The 17,158-nt window shown below is 60.4% G+C and carries 15 protein-coding genes; 13 read left to right on the top strand and 2 right to left on the bottom strand.

From position 1 onward, the window contains the following. Positions 1–360 precede the first annotated feature (360 nt). Together ACZ5B4_RS01995 and ACZ5B4_RS01990 are read left to right on the top strand one after the other, a co-directional pair. Positions 361–1,236, top strand: coding sequence for a hydroxypyruvate isomerase family protein (locus tag ACZ5B4_RS01995; protein WP_464912767.1), 876 nt, complete (start codon positions 361–363; stop codon positions 1,234–1,236). A 140-nt stretch (positions 1,237–1,376) separates the two neighbouring features. Next, a complete protein-coding gene (locus tag ACZ5B4_RS01990) occupies positions 1,377–2,339 on the top strand; it encodes a lysophospholipid acyltransferase family protein (RefSeq protein ID WP_464912766.1) in 963 nt (320 codons plus the stop codon). A gap of 83 nt (positions 2,340–2,422) precedes the next feature. Here the strand turns inward: ACZ5B4_RS01990 and bioA are convergent, their stop codons facing one another. Then, positions 2,423–3,787 (bottom strand): adenosylmethionine--8-amino-7-oxononanoate transaminase, encoded by a 1,365-nt coding sequence (bioA, locus tag ACZ5B4_RS01985; protein ID WP_464912765.1) that lies wholly within the window; start codon positions 3,785–3,787, stop codon positions 2,423–2,425. 432 nt (positions 3,788–4,219) lie between these two features. Here bioA and argC point away from each other — a divergent pair, with 432 nt between their 5' ends. From argC to ACZ5B4_RS01930, 11 genes are all read left to right on the top strand, one after another. After that, a complete protein-coding gene (gene argC / locus ACZ5B4_RS01980; RefSeq protein WP_464912764.1) occupies positions 4,220–5,227 on the top strand; it encodes an N-acetyl-gamma-glutamyl-phosphate reductase in 1,008 nt (335 codons plus the stop codon). A 68-nt stretch (positions 5,228–5,295) separates the two neighbouring features. Further along, a complete protein-coding gene (gene argJ / locus ACZ5B4_RS01975; RefSeq protein ID WP_464912763.1) occupies positions 5,296–6,489 on the top strand; it encodes a bifunctional glutamate N-acetyltransferase/amino-acid acetyltransferase ArgJ in 1,194 nt (397 codons plus the stop codon). Positions 6,490–6,753: 264 nt separating this feature from the next. Beyond that, positions 6,754–7,506 carry a YebC/PmpR family DNA-binding transcriptional regulator gene (locus ACZ5B4_RS01970; protein WP_464912762.1) on the top strand — a complete coding sequence of 251 codons (753 nt, stop codon included), beginning with the start codon at positions 6,754–6,756 and terminating at the stop codon, positions 7,504–7,506. Positions 7,507–7,605: 99 nt separating this feature from the next. Beyond that, complete coding sequence (gene nikR, locus ACZ5B4_RS01965) at positions 7,606–8,043, top strand: nickel-responsive transcriptional regulator NikR (protein ID WP_464912761.1); 438 nt, start codon at positions 7,606–7,608, stop codon at positions 8,041–8,043. Between the two features lie 109 nt (positions 8,044–8,152). Then, positions 8,153–8,716, top strand: coding sequence for an O-acetyl-ADP-ribose deacetylase (locus ACZ5B4_RS01960; RefSeq protein WP_464912760.1), 564 nt, complete (start codon positions 8,153–8,155; stop codon positions 8,714–8,716). A gap of 354 nt (positions 8,717–9,070) precedes the next feature. After that, positions 9,071–10,474 (top strand): MATE family efflux transporter, encoded by a 1,404-nt coding sequence (locus ACZ5B4_RS01955; protein ID WP_464912759.1) that lies wholly within the window; start codon positions 9,071–9,073, stop codon positions 10,472–10,474. 316 nt (positions 10,475–10,790) lie between these two features. Further along, a complete protein-coding gene (gene speA, locus ACZ5B4_RS01950) occupies positions 10,791–12,713 on the top strand; it encodes a biosynthetic arginine decarboxylase (RefSeq protein WP_464912758.1) in 1,923 nt (640 codons plus the stop codon). Positions 12,714–13,313: 600 nt separating this feature from the next. Next, complete coding sequence (locus tag ACZ5B4_RS01945) at positions 13,314–14,012, top strand: FHA domain-containing protein (RefSeq protein ID WP_464912757.1); 699 nt, start codon at positions 13,314–13,316, stop codon at positions 14,010–14,012. Positions 14,013–14,034: 22 nt separating this feature from the next. Then, entirely contained in the window at positions 14,035–14,337 is a 303-nt protein-coding gene (locus ACZ5B4_RS01940; RefSeq protein WP_464912756.1) for a hypothetical protein, read from the top strand. Positions 14,338–15,117: 780 nt separating this feature from the next. Continuing rightward, positions 15,118–15,456, top strand: coding sequence for a hypothetical protein (locus tag ACZ5B4_RS01935; RefSeq protein ID WP_464914043.1), 339 nt, complete (start codon positions 15,118–15,120; stop codon positions 15,454–15,456). A gap of 112 nt (positions 15,457–15,568) precedes the next feature. Further along, positions 15,569–16,045 (top strand): dTDP-4-dehydrorhamnose 3,5-epimerase family protein, encoded by a 477-nt coding sequence (locus tag ACZ5B4_RS01930; RefSeq protein WP_464912755.1) that lies wholly within the window; start codon positions 15,569–15,571, stop codon positions 16,043–16,045. 76 nt (positions 16,046–16,121) lie between these two features. Here the strand turns inward: ACZ5B4_RS01930 and ACZ5B4_RS01925 are convergent, their stop codons facing one another. After that, positions 16,122–16,817 (bottom strand): 3-keto-disaccharide hydrolase, encoded by a 696-nt coding sequence (locus tag ACZ5B4_RS01925; protein ID WP_464912754.1) that lies wholly within the window; start codon positions 16,815–16,817, stop codon positions 16,122–16,124. Positions 16,818–17,158 lie beyond the last annotated feature (341 nt).

Below are 17,158 nucleotides of genomic sequence, written 5' to 3'. Positions count from 1 at the left end.
CACCAAGCCCGGGCATACTGCGACCACGCCCTTTTGTTATCGTCGATTCAATCGGAAAACTTTCCCCAAACCCCTCTTTTGCAAGTTTCGGGCAGGTTCAGGATACTCGAAGGCGGGGTTGCAACTCGGTAGCCGCATCCTCCGTGGCGCCGGCAAGATCTTGGGACGATTTGAAATCGCACCCGGTTGTCGCTTCGGGGCGCCGCCTGTGTTAAAATGGGGCACTCGCGGCAACCGCATTCGCAAGGCTTCACGACGGTGCCTATCCTTTTGACGCGACAAATCCGAGGCGGTCGGCGCGGGAAGTTCCCCACTGAGATTTATTGATCGCGGAGAATGGACGAGAGAGGAGTCAAAAAGATGCGAGAGTCTCTTTCACGGCGGACGGCGATCGGGGCCATGGCGGCCGGTGTGGCGGCGACGGCGGGACTGCGAGGTCTCCGCGCGGCTGCCGAAGAAACCAAGCCGGAACTGAAGGGTAACATCCGCCATTCCGTGAGCCGCTGGTGCTACGGCAAGATTCCACTCGAGGAATTGTGCCAATTCAGCAAGAAAATCGGCATCCAGTCGATCGAGCTGCTCGGCCCGAACGACTGGGCAACCGTTCTCCAACACGGCCTGACTTGCGCCATGTGCTCTTCCGGCGCACGGATCGAGAAGGGTTTCAACACGGTCGAAAACCATGACGAGTTGGTAGCCCTGTACGAAAAAATGATCCCCCTGGTCGCGGAGGCCGGGTTGACCAACTTGATTTGCTTCTCCGGCAATCGGGAACCCGGTCTGGATGACGAACAAGGCCTGCAAAATTGCATCGTGGGGCTGAAACGTGTGCTTCCCCTGGCGGAAAAGCACAAAGTGGTTCTCGTCATGGAGTTGCTCAATAGCAAGGTCAATCACCCCAATTACATGTGCGACCACACGGCTTGGGGCGCCCGGTTGTGCAAGGCGGTCGGGTCCGAAAACCTGAAACTCTTGTACGACATCTATCACATGCAAATCATGGAAGGCGATCTCATCCGGACGATCCGCGAGAACATCCAGTACATCGCCCACTTCCATACTGGCGGAAATCCGGGCCGCAACGAGATCGACGAAACCCAGGAAATCTATTACCCGGCCGTGATGCGGGCGATCGTCGAGACGGGGTACAAGGGTTTCGTCGGGCAGGAGTTCGTTCCCAAGAATCCCAACCCGCTGGAATCGCTGGAAAAGGCGATTCGCATTTGCGACGTGTGATCGCCGCACGGTCCGCTCGCGACCGCTAAACCGCCCTTGTCCGCGGCATCGAGCAAAGGTTATGCTGTGGAGGCGGGGGGGTGTTATTGCGCTCCATCGGACGGAATCGCTTCCAGCCTCGGATTCACGGAGGTTCAGCCGTGCGCTTCTCGCGGACGGTTTTCGACTATTTGGTGTACCTGATCGTTCGGGCGTTGATTCTCATCGTCCAGGCGATTCCCCTGTCGGCGCTTGCGTCGGTGGCCAAGGGATTGGCCCTGCTGTTTGCCGATGTCTTGCACATCCGAAGGCGGGTTGCCGAGGAAAACCTAAGGACGGCATTTCCCGACATGTCGCCCGAAGTGATCGCCCACACCATTCGCCGCATGTGGGAGCATCTGTTCTTGATGGTGTTCGAAATCGCACATTCTTCGCGTGTAATCCACGAAACCAATTGGCGGCGATTCATCCGGCTCCATCGGGTCCGTCCCCTGGTCAAGCTACTCCTAGAGGATCGGCCGGTGATCCTCGTTACCGGACATTTCGGTAATTTCGAAATCGGTGGCTATTTGTTGGGAATGTTGGGATTTCCGACCCACACCGTCGCTCGCACTTTGGACAACCGATTTCTGGATCGCTTCCTCAACCGTTTTCGGGGAGCTACCGGTCAATTCATCATCCCGAAAAACGGCGGACACCGCCAAATCGAGGAAACACTGGAACGCGGCGGAACGATGGCCCTCTTGGCGGATCAGGATGCGGGCAGAAAGGGATGCTTCGTGCCTTTCTTCGGCCGTCCCGCATCGACGTTCAAAGCCCTGGCCTTGCTGTCGCTGGAATACGATGCTCCGCTAGCCGTCGTGTACGTCAAGCGACTGGACCGACCGATGACATTCGAAATGGGTGTGCAAGCACTCCTCGATCCGCGGACGCTCTCCGATCGCAGCCCCCGCGCGGCGGTAGAGTACATCACCCGCTGGTACACCTCCGAGTTAGAGGCGATTATTCGTTCGGCGCCCGAGCAGTATTGGTGGATTCATCGCCGCTGGAAGACCCAACCCAAAGTCGGTCGGGATTCCGCGGATCAACCCGCCGCCGACTGCCTGGAAAACCGTGCGGCGTGAGGCGCTGACGGTCCATGCTCAGCCTTGGCCTGCGCTTCGCGCGGCCGTTGCTTCTAAGTTGACCTGCCGCGCGCGGCGCAGCCTTATTCCGTCTCTTCCGTAACGCGGCGAATGCCTGTTTCCACGGCGTCGCAAATGCGATCCAATTCCTCCAGCGAGATCGCCAGCGGCGGAAAGATGACTACCACGTCTCCCAAGGGACGCAAGAATACGCCGCACTTTCGCGCGACTTGGCACACGCTCCAGCCGCGGCGTTCCGTCCACGGATACGGCTCCCGGGTTCCCCGATCGCGAACCAATTCCACGCCGGCGATCAGGCCCCTTTGCCGGACACTTCCCACGTGAGGCCGCTCTGCGATTCGTGCCAATCGCTCTTCCAAGCGTGCGATCTTCGCGGGCAGGCCTTCCAGCGTCTTTTCCTCCTCGAAGACCCGGAGGTTCGCCAAAGCCACGGCACACCCCAACGGATTGCCTCCGTACGTGTGCCCGTGGAAAAACGTGCGAAGCGACGCGTAGTCCCCTAGAAAAGCTTCGTAAACAGTGTCGGTCGTGAGGGTTGCGGCCACCGGCAGATATCCGCCCGTGATGCCTTTGCCGAGACACAGCAAGTCCGGAGACACACCCTCTTGCTCGCAGGCGAACATGGTGCCGGTCCGCCCGAAACCCACCGCGACTTCGTCGGCGATCAAAAGGATCTCGTACCGCCGGGTCAGCTCCCGAATTCCTCGTAGGTAGCCCGGGGGATGGGCAACCATCCCCGCCGCGCATTGCATCAACGGCTCTACGATCATTGCCGCAATCCGGTCCCCTTCGCGACGGAAAAGCTCTTCCGCTTGCGACAAATAGAAATCGGTGAGATCGCGCGACGCGCACTGGGGCGGCGTGCGATAGGTGTCCGGGCAGGGCAGGCGGCGGACCTCGAAGAGCAAGGGCTGGAAGACGGCGTTGAAACGATCCACCCCCCCCACACTGACCGCCCCCAACGTATCTCCATGGTAGGCGTCGCCGAGCGCCGCATACAGCGTCTTGCGAGGTCGAGGATCGGAGCATTGCCGCCAGAATTGCAGCGCGATCTTGATCGCTACTTCAACGGCAGTCGCTCCGCTGTCGGAAAAGAACACGTGATTCAAACCGGCCGGCGCCAAATCGATTAACCGCTTCGCCAGCCGGATGGCGGCTGGGTTCGAGCACCCTAGCGAGGTAACATGAGCCACCTTTTCGGCCTGTTCGCGCAGCGCCGCGTCCAAGACCGGGTGGCGATGCCCGTGAACATTGCACCAGAGGCTGGCCACTCCGTCGATGTATTCGCGCCCATCGATGTCCCAGAGGCGGCAACCCTCGGCTCGCTCAATAATCAGCGGTTCGTACTCCGCCATCTGGGTGAAAGCGTGCCAGTAAACGGTGCGGTCCCACGTCCGCAAAAGCTCTTTCTCTTGTTCGTCCAACATGTTTGGGTTCGTCGGTAATAACCGTCCTGGTTCGGCTGATCGGCTGTTTGACTTCGGAGGGCTTGACGGGCGACACTGGCGTTAACCACGATCCGCCCGGATCGATCGCCCCTTATCGATCGCCCCTTGTGGTAAACGGGAAAGCCGTCGTATATTTCAAGGTTGATCCATGTAAGGTCCCAAACCAAGGGGGCGCAACGAATCTGCGTTTCCATCAACCATCGCCTGGGGTCGATACAAACCCCTCAACCGGCGGAGTCCGTAATCGGTAATCTGCATGGAGGGCAAGGTCCTGGGCAGAACGTTCCCGCCGGTTATTGCTGCCGGGAAAGCGTCCGTCCGGTAATTGACAGCTCAGGGCCGCCGTAACCCCCGGTCAAGATTCCAAGGAGTGTCGGACTTCCGGATTCCGAGAAAACCGAGAAGCGAAAGATGCCAACACGCGTCGCAGTCATGGGGGCCACCGGCTACACGGCCCTCGAATTGATCAAAATCCTATTGCGGCATCCGCACGTCGAGATCGTGGCGGTCACGAGCCGTCAGGAGACGTCGCCCATTTCGTCCATTCACCCGTCACTGATCGGAAAGCTGGATTTGCCGCTTCAGAATTTCAGCCCGGCCGAGCTTGCCGCCCGGGCGGAATGCGTTTTCGGTTGCCTGCCGCACGGAGCGTCGGCCGAAGTCATTCCCGAGGTATTGAAGGGAGGGGCCCGCGTAGTCGATTTTTCAGCCGACTATCGCCTGGCTTCGGCGGATGTGTATGAGGAGTGGTACGGGCACAAGCACCCGGATCCCGCTCGCTTGGGTGTGGTGCCCTACGGATTGCCGGAACTTTTCCGCGAGCGGATCACCGGGGCGGACTTGGTGGCCAATCCCGGCTGCTACCCGACTTCGGTCATTTTGGCCCTCAGCCCGCTGCTGAGGGCGGGGTTGATCTCCGCCCAGGACATCGTGGTGGACTCCAAGAGCGGGGTTTCGGGCGCGGGACGATCTCCAAAATTGACGACGCATTTCCCGGAGTGCAACGAAAGTGTTTCCGCCTACGGCGTCGGCCGGCATCGCCACGTGCCGGAGATCGACCGGATTCTCACCGAATTCGGCGGGCGGTCCACCTCGATCATTTTCACGCCCCATCTGATCCCCATGGATCGCGGCATCCTCAGTACGACCTACTCGCGACCGCAAGGGAACGCAACGGAAGAGGCGATTTTGGACTGTCTCCGCGAATTCTACAAGGACGAGCCGTTCGTGCAGGTCGTGGATCATTTGCCGGGCACGAAGGATACCATGGGCACCAATTATTGCCACCTCACGGCTCGCGTCGTGCGAGGGCGAGTCGTCACCATCAGTTGCATCGACAATCTAATCAAGGGCGCGGCGGGGGCCGCCGTCCAAAACTTCAACCTGATGTTCGGATATCCGGAAACGACGGCCTTATGAGCCGTGTTTCCCGTTTCGAATCCAATTTCCCACCGCGCCCGCCGCGGCATGTCGAGGAGAGAATGGCCATGTCGGTTCGCGTACCCAAGGGATATCTCGTTTCCGGCGTGCATTGCGGTCTGAAGCGGGATCTCCGCAAGCCGGATTTGACGCTCATCGTCTCGGAATCCAACGCCTCGGCGGCGGGCGTGTACACGCAGAATCTGGTCTGCGCCGCTCCCGTCCGATTGGATCGCGAACGGACGCCGAGCGACCGGATCCGGGTGGTGGTGATCAACTCCGGCAACGCCAACGCATGCACCGGCGATCGGGGAATGGAGGATGCCCGGCAAATGGCCCGTCTCGCCGCCCGCGCCGTCGGCGTGGAAGAGGATCAAGTGCTCGTGATGTCCACGGGGGTGATCGGCGTCTATCTGCCGATGGACAAAATCGCCCACGGCATCGAATTGGCCTCCGCGCGGCTGGGAAATGATGAAGAGGCGTTGATCCTGGCGGCCCGCGGCATGATGACCACGGACACCGTCTACAAATTGGCCGGGCGAACTATCTCCCTGGCGCGGCGCGAGGTGCAAATCACCGGGATGGTCAAGGGAGCGGCCATGATGGGCCCCAACCTGGCCACCATGCTGGGAGTCATCTTTACCGACGCCGCCCTCGATCCCCAGACCGCCCAACGCATCCTGCGCGAGGTCGTGGACGACACGTTCAATTGCATCAACGTGGACGGCCACATGAGCACCAACGACACGGTACTGTTGCTGGCGAACGCAGCTTCCGGCGGACCTCCCCTGACCGGGGACCTTCTGGAGGAGTTCACCCGCGAACTACACGAATTGTGCGGAGAATTGGCGCGGATGATCCCCGCCGACGGCGAGGGAGCGACCCACCTCGTCATCATCGAGGTGGAAGGCTGTCGCACCCGAGAAGATGCGTTGCGGATCGCACGGTCCATCGCCAACAGTCCTCTCGTCAAAGCGGCGGTTCACGGAGCGGACCCGAACTGGGGACGAATCATCTCGGCCGCGGGTTACGCCGGCGTGAATTTCGATCCTATGAAGGTGGATCTTTTTATCAACGGCCACCTCCTGTATCGCGCCGGGTCTCCCGTGGATTTCAACGACGCCGAGGTCTCGGCATCCATCCGTGCGGAAAAGGACACGCACATCAAGCTCGTCTTTGAGGAAGGAAATGCGACCGGGCGGTTTTGGACCACGGATCTGACTCCCGAATACGTACGATTGAACGCCGATTACCGAACCTGACGGCGAACCGGTTCCGATTTGGGTGCACGTCTTCGCCGCCGCAACGGCTCGGCCGTCGGCCGGCAACGCCGCCGGTCATCACCGGCGGAACCGATTTCTGCTATATTAACGGTTGGATTCGTGCCCGACGCGAAGTCGACGGTCGGCAGACGCCTCATACGTGCACCCGATCGGTATTTGAAGGACGCACGCCCCTGGCCGCGATATTCGGTTTCGGACGAAATTCATTCCAAGCTGTGTCAAAGAATTTAAGGATGAGTCGAAATGGCGGGTCATTCACACTGGGCCGGCATTAAACACAAAAAGGCGGCGGTGGACGCCAAACGCGGGAAGATTTGGAGCAAGCTCTCCAAGGCTATCATCGTGGCGGCGCGGACGGGTGGCGGCGACCCCAACTTCAACGCCCGGCTGCGAGTCGCCATCGACGCGGCCAAGGCCGCCGGTATGCCCAAAGATAACATTGCTCGGGCCGTGAAACGCGGTACCGGAGAAATCGAAGGCGCCGCTTTGGAAGAGGTGGTCTACGAGGGTTACGGCCCCAACGGCGTGGCCATCCTTTGCGACGTTCTCACGGACAACCGCAATCGCACCACGGCCGAAATTCGCAAATGCTTCGATTTGCACGGCGGCAAGCTCGGCTCAGCCGGTTGCGTGGCCTGGATGTTCGATACGAAGGGGCTGTTTCTCATCGCAGCGGACAAGGTCTCCGAGGAAAAGCTGATGGAGACGGCCCTGGAGGCGGGCGCCGAAGACGTCAAGCAAGAAGGTGAACGCTTCGTCGTCACCTGCGACCCCGCCGCGTTCGCCGCCCTGAACGATGCCCTGACGGCCGCGGAAATTCCCTGCGAATCCGCCGAGATTACTCGCATCGCCAAGGATTACGTCGATCTCGACGCCGACACCGCCAGGAAGGTCCTCAAACTGATGGAAGAGTTGGACGAGCACGACGACGTGCAAAACGTTTCCTCGAATTTCAACATCCCCGACGAAGTCATGGCCGAGCTGTCCGCGTCGTAGTGGGGCGGGAAGGTCGATCCGTGCGGAATGTGACCGATCGTGCCGCCGTTGGGACGCCGATAGCACCGCTATCCAAGCCGTCACATGGGAGGTCCGGCCGTGTCGGAAATCGTTCGTTTCTCGGTTTCGGTGGAAAGCGATCTATTCGAGCGGTTCGATCGCTTCTGCCGGAAAGAGCACTTCGCCACGCGAAGCGAGGCGGTGCGCCAGCTCATGCGAGAGATGCTGACTCGCCGTGCCTGGTTGGATGACAGCCGCGACGTCGCCGGAACGCTCACCCTCCTGTACGACCACCATCGCGAGCAGCTCCGCGATCAGTTGGCGGAGTTGCAGCACGAGCATCACGACGTCGTCGTCTCGACCATGCACGTCCATCTGACCCATGACCTGTGCCTCGAGGTCGTCGTGCTCCGCGGACCGGCTTCGCGAATCCGAGAGCTGGTGGCACGTCTGAAGGGCCTGAAAGGCGTCCATCGCGGCGAATGGGTCCTCGCCGGGGTCCCCGAAGACAAACCGCACACGCATGCCGCCAAATGACGGAGAGGGTACCACACGCGGCCGCCCGTTCGACACTCGCGATTCCCCCGTGAGGTGTCCGTGCTTGCGAACTCGATCCATGCGGGTACTGAGAGGAGGATCGGCTCGTATGAAGGTAAAGATCGGCAAGTGCATCATCGAGCTTGCGCAAGGAGATATCACCGACCAGACGACGGATGCCGTGGTCAACGCGGCGAACAGCCGCTTAGCCGGCGGGGGCGGCGTGGACGGCGCCATCCATCGCCGCGGCGGGCCTCAAATTATGGAAGAGACGCGCAAGCTTTACCCGGATGGGTGCCCGACCGGCTCCGCCGTCATTTCGTCAGCGGGAAATCTCCCCGCCCGCTACGTCATCCACGCCGTGGGCCCGATCTACCGGGACGGCCGATCGAGGGAAGCCGAATTGTTGGCGTCGGCTTACCGTCGCTCCCTGGAATTGGCCCGGGAACACGAATGCCGAAGCGTGGCCTTTCCCGCCTTGAGCGCAGGTGCTTACGGGTACCCCCTGCCGCAAGCCGCGGCGGTCGCCGTCGAGACGGTGGGAGAGTTTCTGCGGAACCACGGGGCACCGGAGTTGGTGCGATTCGTCCTTTTCGGCGAGACGGCGTACCGGGCGTTCGAGGCGGCCTTGGCAAACTATAGCCGAACTCTTTCTTCAACCCCCGAAGGGTAGCCCTACATCCGCTCAGAGTCGCCCGCCGCCTCGCGGTCATCCACCAAAGTGCCTCGCCGCTCGCGCGCTCGCGGCGAACTCACGGGGCGAATTCTGCGTTATACTTATGCTTTTTGGATCGCTCGCAGCAGAGGCACAGGCAGGACGGGGACGCAAGCTTGGACGAAATACCGGCCGGAGACTTCTCCGCATGAAGCACCCCGGAAGGCTTCCCGATCTCGCGGCGCGATGATCCTCGCGCACGGTGTCGGAAAAAGCTCGTTGTCGCCACGTTGGGAGCCTGCCGTGCCGACCACCACCAAACCGACCCTCACAACCGCTGATGGACCGTAGTCCGCGACATTCGAGATATGCATGGCCGACTTGAGGAATGACTGGATTGATGAACCGGGGGTAGTTCGGCCGCTGCTCCGTCTGGCTTGGCCCGTGCTTGCCGAGCAATTGCTCGCAATGCTGGTCGGGCTTTCCGATACGGCGCTGACGGGCTATTTCCTGGAGGAGCGTCATTTGGCGGCCATCAACCTGATGGCTTATCTGCTCTGGTTGTTCTACGCGATATTCAGCGTGGTCGCGACCGGAGCAGCGGCGCTCGTCGCCCGCTACGTGGGCGCCAGAAAACCCGCCGTGGCGCAGCGTGCCATCCAGCAGTCGTTTCTCATCGGGATGCTCCTGGCGGTCGCCGGAGCCGCTTTCGGTTTGGTTTTCGCGGAACCCCTGGTGGGTATCTTGCAGCTCAAGGGACCGTCCGCGGAAAGCTCCGTTCGATACTTGTACTACATCATGCCCGTCATGCCCATGGTGATGATCAACGCAGTCGGGATTTCCTGCCTGCGGGGCGCCGGCGCCATGGTCCAAGGCCTGGTCGTCATGCTGTTGGTCAACCTAGTGAACATCAGCGTTAGTTGGGCGTTCTGCCTCGGCCTAGGACCGCTGCCGCGATGGGGCTGGGACGGCATCGCGTTCGGAACCGCTTGCGGCTATACGGTCGGCGGGCTGGCCGTGGGTTGGATGTTATGGCGAGGAGTCCATGGTTTGCGATTGAACGTCCACGGCTTTCGGCCCAACTTGCGGTTGATGCGGCGGATACTCCGCATCGGCATCCCGGGCGGCTTGGACACCATGTCCGTTGTAGGCAGCCAATTGTGGTTTCTAAGCGTGATCAACATGCTCGGGGATCGGGCGGCTGCCGCGCACGGCATTGCGATTCGCGTGGAGTCGCTGGCTTTCATTCCGGCCGCGGCATTTCAGGTGGCAGCCGCGACGATGGCCGGCCAATACCTGGGCGCCGGCCTGAAAACCAAGGCCGAACGCTCCGTGTGGGCGGCGTGCCTGATCGGCGGGGTCTTCATGAGCCTGGCCGGGTTGTTGTTCTACTTTCGCCCGGTGGCTTTGGCATCCCTCTTGCTTGGACCGCACCAAAAAGAGATCGCGTTCGCGGCGGCACCGCTGTTACGGACGATCGCCCTGGCCATGCCGCCCCTGACGCTGGTGATCGTACTCAGCGGTGCGCTCCGCGGGGCGGGAGATACACGATGGCCGCTCGCCTTCAGCCTGATCGGCCTACTGGGAATTCGAGTACCCGCCGCCCACTGGTTGGCCCTGGAAGCGCTCCATGTGCCGCTGTTGGGTGCCAGGATCACAGGCTTGGGCTTGGGGGTGGTCGGCGCTTGGTACGCCATGGTGACGGACTTGTACGTGCGGGCCGTCTTGATGGTTTGGCGGGTACGGCACGGCGGCTGGAAGGACGTTCGTGTGTGACTCGGCCCGGCAATTACTCGCGCTGCGGAGGAGGAAAATATCCGGGAACCCGATCGCCCGCCGACGGCTCTCGTGGTTTATCGGCTTTTGCCCCCTTTTCAGCCGGCGGAAAAGGAATACCATACGATAATGATTCCTTCGTTCCCCGCTTGACGAATCCGCCGCTGCTCGATTCCCGGAAACGGCAAAGCGAATTCGCGCGGTACTCCATTCCGCAGGGACGATTTAAGCCGCGGTCCGGCAAAGGGCACGACCATGCGGGGGATTTCTCCCCGGCGCACTTCCACCATCGAACAAGAAAAGGGGGTGAAAGTCCATGCTCCAAATCGAGTTGCAGGCGCGTCGCTGGTCCGTTGCCGACGCCGAGGAGTTATACGAAGTCGCCAGTTGGGGGAAAGGATACTTCTCCGTAAACCAAGCGGGACACGTTTGCGTTCACCCGGAAAAAGATCCGCAGCGCGCTATCGATTTGAAGCACCTTCTGGATCGGTTGATCGTCCGCGGCATTCAGACGCCGGTCCTCCTGCGATTCGGCGGGATATTGAAACATCGGCTCCGCGACCTGAAAGAGGCCTTCACGCAGGCCATCGCCGAACACGACTACCGCGGCCGCTACCATCTGGTCTACCCCATCAAGGTCAATCAGCAGCGGCAGGTCGTGGAGGAGATCCTCCGATACGGCTCCAGCTACCAATTCGGTTTGGAAGCCGGGAGCAAGCCCGAGCTTTTGGCGGTCATCGCCCTGGCCGATAACGAGACCCCCATCGTCTGTAACGGCTTCAAAGATGCCCGCTTCATCGAGACCGCCATGCTGGCCCAAAAGATGGGCCGCAACATCTTCCTGGTGGTCGAGAAATTCACGGACCTGGAACTCATCTTGCACTTCGCCAAGGAGGTCGGCGTCCGGCCGAATATCGGCGTGCGGGTCAAGTTGGCGGCTACCGGATCCGGAAGATGGCAGTCCTCGGGCGGCTATCGATCCAAGTTCGGTCTGACCGTAAGCGAGATCCTCCGCGCACTTCAGCTCCTCAAGGAGCATGATATGGCGGACTGCTTCAAACTCCTCCATTTCCACCTGGGGAGTCAAATCACCAACATTCGCCATATCAAAGGGGCCCTCACCGAAGGCGCGCGCGTCTATGCCGATCTGTATCGGCAAGGGGCCGGGCTGGAATATCTCGACGTCGGCGGCGGGCTGGGCGTCGATTACGACGGCTCCCAGACGACGTTCGAGTCCAGCGTCAACTACACCCTCCAAGAGTACGCCAACGACGTCGTCTATCACATTCAGACGGTCTGCGACGATACCGACGTTCCGCACCCCACGATCTTTTCCGAAAGCGGCCGCGCGGTCGTTTCCTACAACAGCGTTCTCATCTTCAACGTCTTGGGAGTAGCGGACCGCGGCGAGAACGGCCTTCCCGAGGCTATTGCCGAAGACGCCGAACAACCCCTCCACGATCTCCGGCAGACGTACGATTCCTTGAACGTCCGCAACCTCTTGGAAAGTTTCCATGATGCCCAGGAGGCTATGGAAAACAGCATCACGCTGTTCAATAACGGCTACATGTCGTTGGAACAGCGGGCCTTCGCCGAAAATCTCTATTGGGCGATCTGTCGCAAGATTCACCGCATGATGCATCAACTGGAGTATGTTCCCGAAGAGTTGGAGGTCCTCGACTCGCTCTTAAGCGAAACCTACTTCTGCAATTTCTCGCTGTTCCAGTCGCTGCCCGACAGTTGGGCCATCAAGCAACTCTTCCCGATCATGCCTATCCACCGGTTGACCGAACAGCCCACTCACCAAGCGATCCTGGCCGACATCACCTGCGATTCCGACGGCAAGATCGACCGGTTCATCGATCGCCATGACGTGAAACGTACCTTGACGCTGCACGAATTTCGCGGGGAACCGTATTTTCTGGGGGTTTTTCTGGTGGGCGCCTACCAAGAGATCCTCGGCGACCTGCACAACCTCTTCGGCGATACCAACGCCGTTCACGTGGATTTGGATGAGGACGGCGACGTCGTCGTGGAAACCGTCATCAACGGCGACTCGGTCCGAGAGGTCCTTTCCTACGTCGAGTTCGATCCCAACAGCCTGGTCGTCCGCCTGAGAAGCAGCCTCGAAGACGCGATTCGCAAGGGACGTATCGACGACCGGCAAGCGGGCAGGTTGCTGCGGTTCTACGAATCGGGTTTGGAAGGCTACACGTACCTGGAAAACCCGTCGGAGTGATCTTGAACGCTCCAACGTCCGCTATCGTAGGACTGAGGGAGCAGGTAACTTGAGCGGCAGGCCGCGCGGCTGAAGAAAACGCAGGCGGGGCGGCTTTTTTCCCCGACCTCTTTTCGGAGGCATTGCCTCTTCGAGGTAGCGTAAGCGATCGAGACTTCGTGAGGCGGGATGCCACAGGAATCATACCCAAGATGCATGGCACCCCACCAATCAAGGGAGATAGACTCGTAGTCTGGGAAAAGAGGAAAATATCGAGGGGCGACAAGGGATCAGGCTTTGACTGCCGACTCCCTCTTTGGTACGATGCATCTGGACAGGTGATATCAACGCTGATTATCGGGCGCGACACGATCCGGACGGTCGCCCGACCACCTCGGATGCCGACCTCGAGTCGCACCCATGGTGGAATTGCTCGGCAGGATGGGCAAATCGGAACGGCGGAAGGCATTATTTTCCCGATCGTTTGGGGCAGGTAACCGGCATCATCGGACGTTGGGACGGCCTTGGGGGTTCGTTCTCTTTTGAACGACTTCCAGGTCGGCTGTCGGTTCCATGCGGAGATTTCCGCATTGCCCTTGACATAAGCGAAGGTGTTAGGCGATGGATGTTAAACTTGTCGTCGCGAACGGGAAATTTGCCGGTAAAGCCATTCCGGTAACAGGACCGAAGTTTTTCATCGGACGGGCCGAGGATTGTCAGCTTCGCCCCGCCAGCGAATTGGTCAGTAGGCACCACTGTGTGATCATCGTGGAGGGTGATTACGTGGCCGTTCGCGACTTTGGGTCCAAGAATGGCACGTATGTGAATGGTCAGCGCGTCCGGGGTGAAATTACGCTCAAAGACGGGGACACGCTCACGGTCGGTGTGCTCGAATTCACGGTGCGAACGGCGGCGGCTCCGGCCAAACCCTCCAAGCCGAAAGTCGAATCCGTCATGGAGGCCGTGACGCGAACCGCGGCTCAGGCCGCCTCCACCGACTTCGACGTCGACTCTTGGCTGGAGAATGAATCCCAAGGGGCGGAAGCCCACGCCGAAACCAAGACCATCGAATTGCCGCCCCAAAGTGCTCGCCAAGCTTCCCTGACGGACACCAAACCGCCGCACGATACGCCCGAAAAGCCCGTCGACCCCGAAACTCGCAAGGCACTCGCCAGCATTTTCAGCGACGATGATCAGGCGACCGCTACTTCGTCCGACCAGAAAAAGAAGGACGAATCGGGGAAATTCAAGAAGCCGCAGCCCGCCAGTTCGGATTCGGCAGCCGCCAACGTCTTGAAAAACCTTTTCCGAAGGACTTAACCCGTCATTGGCGAGGTGTACCTTGGCGAAAAACCGCGAGGAACCATCGAACCACCAGCCACGAAAACGCAAGCCGAAAATAACCGGCATCCTCGGCGTCGGATTGGATGGAGACGACGGACAGACGCGAATCACGCGGGGAAAGAACTTCGTCCTTTGGGGCGGCAGCCAAGATACGCACGCCATCATGCAAGAGACGGCGATCAAGGTGAACGAATCCCTGGACAAACGGGGAAGGCAACTGCAAGACGTGTCGCCGAAGGAACTGCGGGAAATCTTCCACGAAGTGACGGAGTCTTTAGGGATTCGTCGAGAAGGCGAGTAAATCCGCGGCGGATTCGCTCATTCTTTTCCAGGCCGCCGTGCGAGATCCCTGCGCTCGCCGGCGTCGAACCTTCCTATCAACTCCGCAATCCGCGATCCTGGCATTCGCACCTGGTCGCCAGACCACTCACCCCCCCTTTGGAGAGATATCTCTACGGGAAGTTTCTTTGGCAAGCTGTTCGCTCTGGGGAAAGTTTTCCGGATTCTTCCGTCTCCCAGCTCAAAACGTGTGTTATACTTTCTTGGCCATTTAGTTTACCTAGATTGGCCATTCGATATCGCTTAACGCACCCGTTTCCCACCTAGGCGACCATCGTCGCAGGCCGGAGCGTTTTCGGTTGTGCCACCGGACCGCGCGCTCCAACCGACCGCGGGGAAGATAGTCCGAAATCGTGGCTCTCCGAGTGTGCCTCGCGCCTCCGGCGCCACGGCGATACCTGTGCCGAATACTTCCGCGGCGAAGGACCGAAGTTGCCGCGGCGCCTCCGGCGATGCAGCGGGTGTGCGATGGGTGCCATTGGGATCAAGGTCTGCCGCAACTTCGCAAGGGAAGGAGATCAACGACGTGGCTCGCGAAAAGAAAACCGCCTCGAAGTCGCATCAAAAACAGCAAGCCGCCGAAGACTCTACGCCGCGCAAAAACCGGCAATCGCGACCGGCTACGCCCGTCTTCATGCGCGCTCGGCAGGAAAAGCCCCGATCCAAATCGGCGGGCGTCAAGTCATCGGTTGCAGCGGGCACCGAGGAGCATTCCGCGCCTCATGGCGACGCGATCGTCACCTTGGATCGCCGTGCCGGCGGCGACCGACGAACGAACCAGGATCGTAGGCAAAAGCAAGTTCCCGTGGCCGTCGAACGACGGAAGCTGGAGCGACGCGCCAAAGTACCCCGCAGACGCCAAATCGACCCCACGACTTGCGAACGGGATTATTCGGCCGACGAAGTCGAGTTCATGCGGGCATTGGAAGCCTACAAGCGTGCCAGCGGGCGGATGTTTCCCACTTGCAGTGAAATCCTCGAGGTACTCCGCAATCTCGGCTACGAAAAGCGCCCGGCGGCCACGCATGCCGAACCGATGAAAGCGGATGAAGCCGAGGACTCGGCACACGCCGCGGGATAGGCTATGCCGGCGATTTCCGTTCCGATCTCCCCCGTCAGCCCCGCCCACGGTTCGTAGGTTCCGTGCGCGTGCGGTTGCCTGAGCGAATTCCGAGCATCCTTCGACGATTGCCATGATTTATCGAGATGCGGCCATCCACGACGTCGTGTTGCGTCCTCTCCGTCGATTCAGCGATGCCAGGGGCTGGCTGATCGAATTGTTTCGCCACGATGAGCTGGCCCCGCAAATTCACCCCGTCATGGCATACGTGAGCGAAACGCTTCCCGGCGTCGCCAGAGGCCCGCACGAACACGCGGATCAGACCGACGTTTTCGCGTTTTTCGGGCCGGGGGACTTCAAGCTGTATGTTTGGGACGCCCGACCGGCAAGCCCGACTTATGGCTGCCGTCAAGTCGCCGTGGTCGGCGCGTCGCACCCCACCCTGGCCGTAATTCCGCCCGGGGTTGTGCATGCCTATAAGAACATCGGCAACGTCCCGGGTCTGGTCTTCAACGCTCCGAACCGGCTCTACGCCGGTTGGGGCAAGAAAGAAAAGGTGGACGAAATCCGCCATGAAGACATGGCGGATTCGCCCTTTGTGCTGGATTAGAGCCTTCGTTGCCCGATGTTCGGCGAGCCGCAAGGACCGCCCGATCGCGGTCGCAGGCCCTTCCCAGGCCGCCGGTTTAGTTCAGCGGCTTGATGCGGATGTTTCGATACGCCACGGGGCCGTGATCCCCTTGAAACATGAGCGGTCCGCGCGGCACTTCCTTGCCCGTCACTCCGCCCGGCGTTTGGCTCGTCAGCTCCAGGTTCTCATGCAGCACCTGGCCGTTCAAGACGACCTTGACCAACATACCGTTGGCGATCTTCTTTCCCTCCGCATCGAATTTCGGGGCGCGGTACTCGATATGGTATTTCTGCCATTCGCCGGGCTGCTTGGAGGCATTGACCTTGGGCACGGCCATGCTGTAGACGGCGCCCATGTCGCCCATTCCCAATTGGGTCTTTCCGTAGCTGTCCAAGACCTGAATCTCGTATTCGCCCATCACGTAGACGCCGGAGTTGGAGCCTTTGGGCACCATGACTTCCAGTTCGATCACGGCATCACCGAAAGTCTGATCGGTGTAGATGTCCACGCCGTGCCCTTCCACGTTCACCAATTCGGCCCCACCCTCCTTGCAAACCAATGCCGCGGGATTGGCGGGATCGACGGCGGCCGTGCCGGCCTTCCACTTGCTCTTTTCGGCATCTCCCTTGAATTTCCAACCGTCCAACCCGGGCTTGACGGGAATGGAAATCCATCCATCTTCCGCCCCGGCCGTCGCCGTCATCAATCCGGTCGCCAACAAAGCTGCTGCAAAGATGCTTACTTTCTTCACGGTAGGACTCTCCTTCCTGTTGTAGGGAACCACCAACTTGAACCATGCCGAAGCAACGCGCCAACATGCCGTCGCCCCCCTCATTTCCGGCACGGGGCAAAATCCGGTTACGCCACGGAATGTCGCCGCACAAAACCATGCCCGGGCCGGGGCGAGGCGATCTCGACTGCTTCATTCATGTGCGATGGGCGAAATCCCATCGCCATGCGAAGCCCGACACGGTTCGGCAGCCGACCGCACCCACCACGCAAACACAAAAAAACGGGAGGTGCGAGCTTTCGCCGAATCAATCACGCAAGGCTGGACGACGCGGGCGGGACGCTGCGAACGGCATTATTACG

The sequence above is a fragment of the Thermogutta hypogea genome, assembly GCF_055386265.1.
The sequence above is the reverse complement of the archived record's forward strand: the minus strand, read 5'-3'. Positions and strand labels throughout refer to the sequence as shown.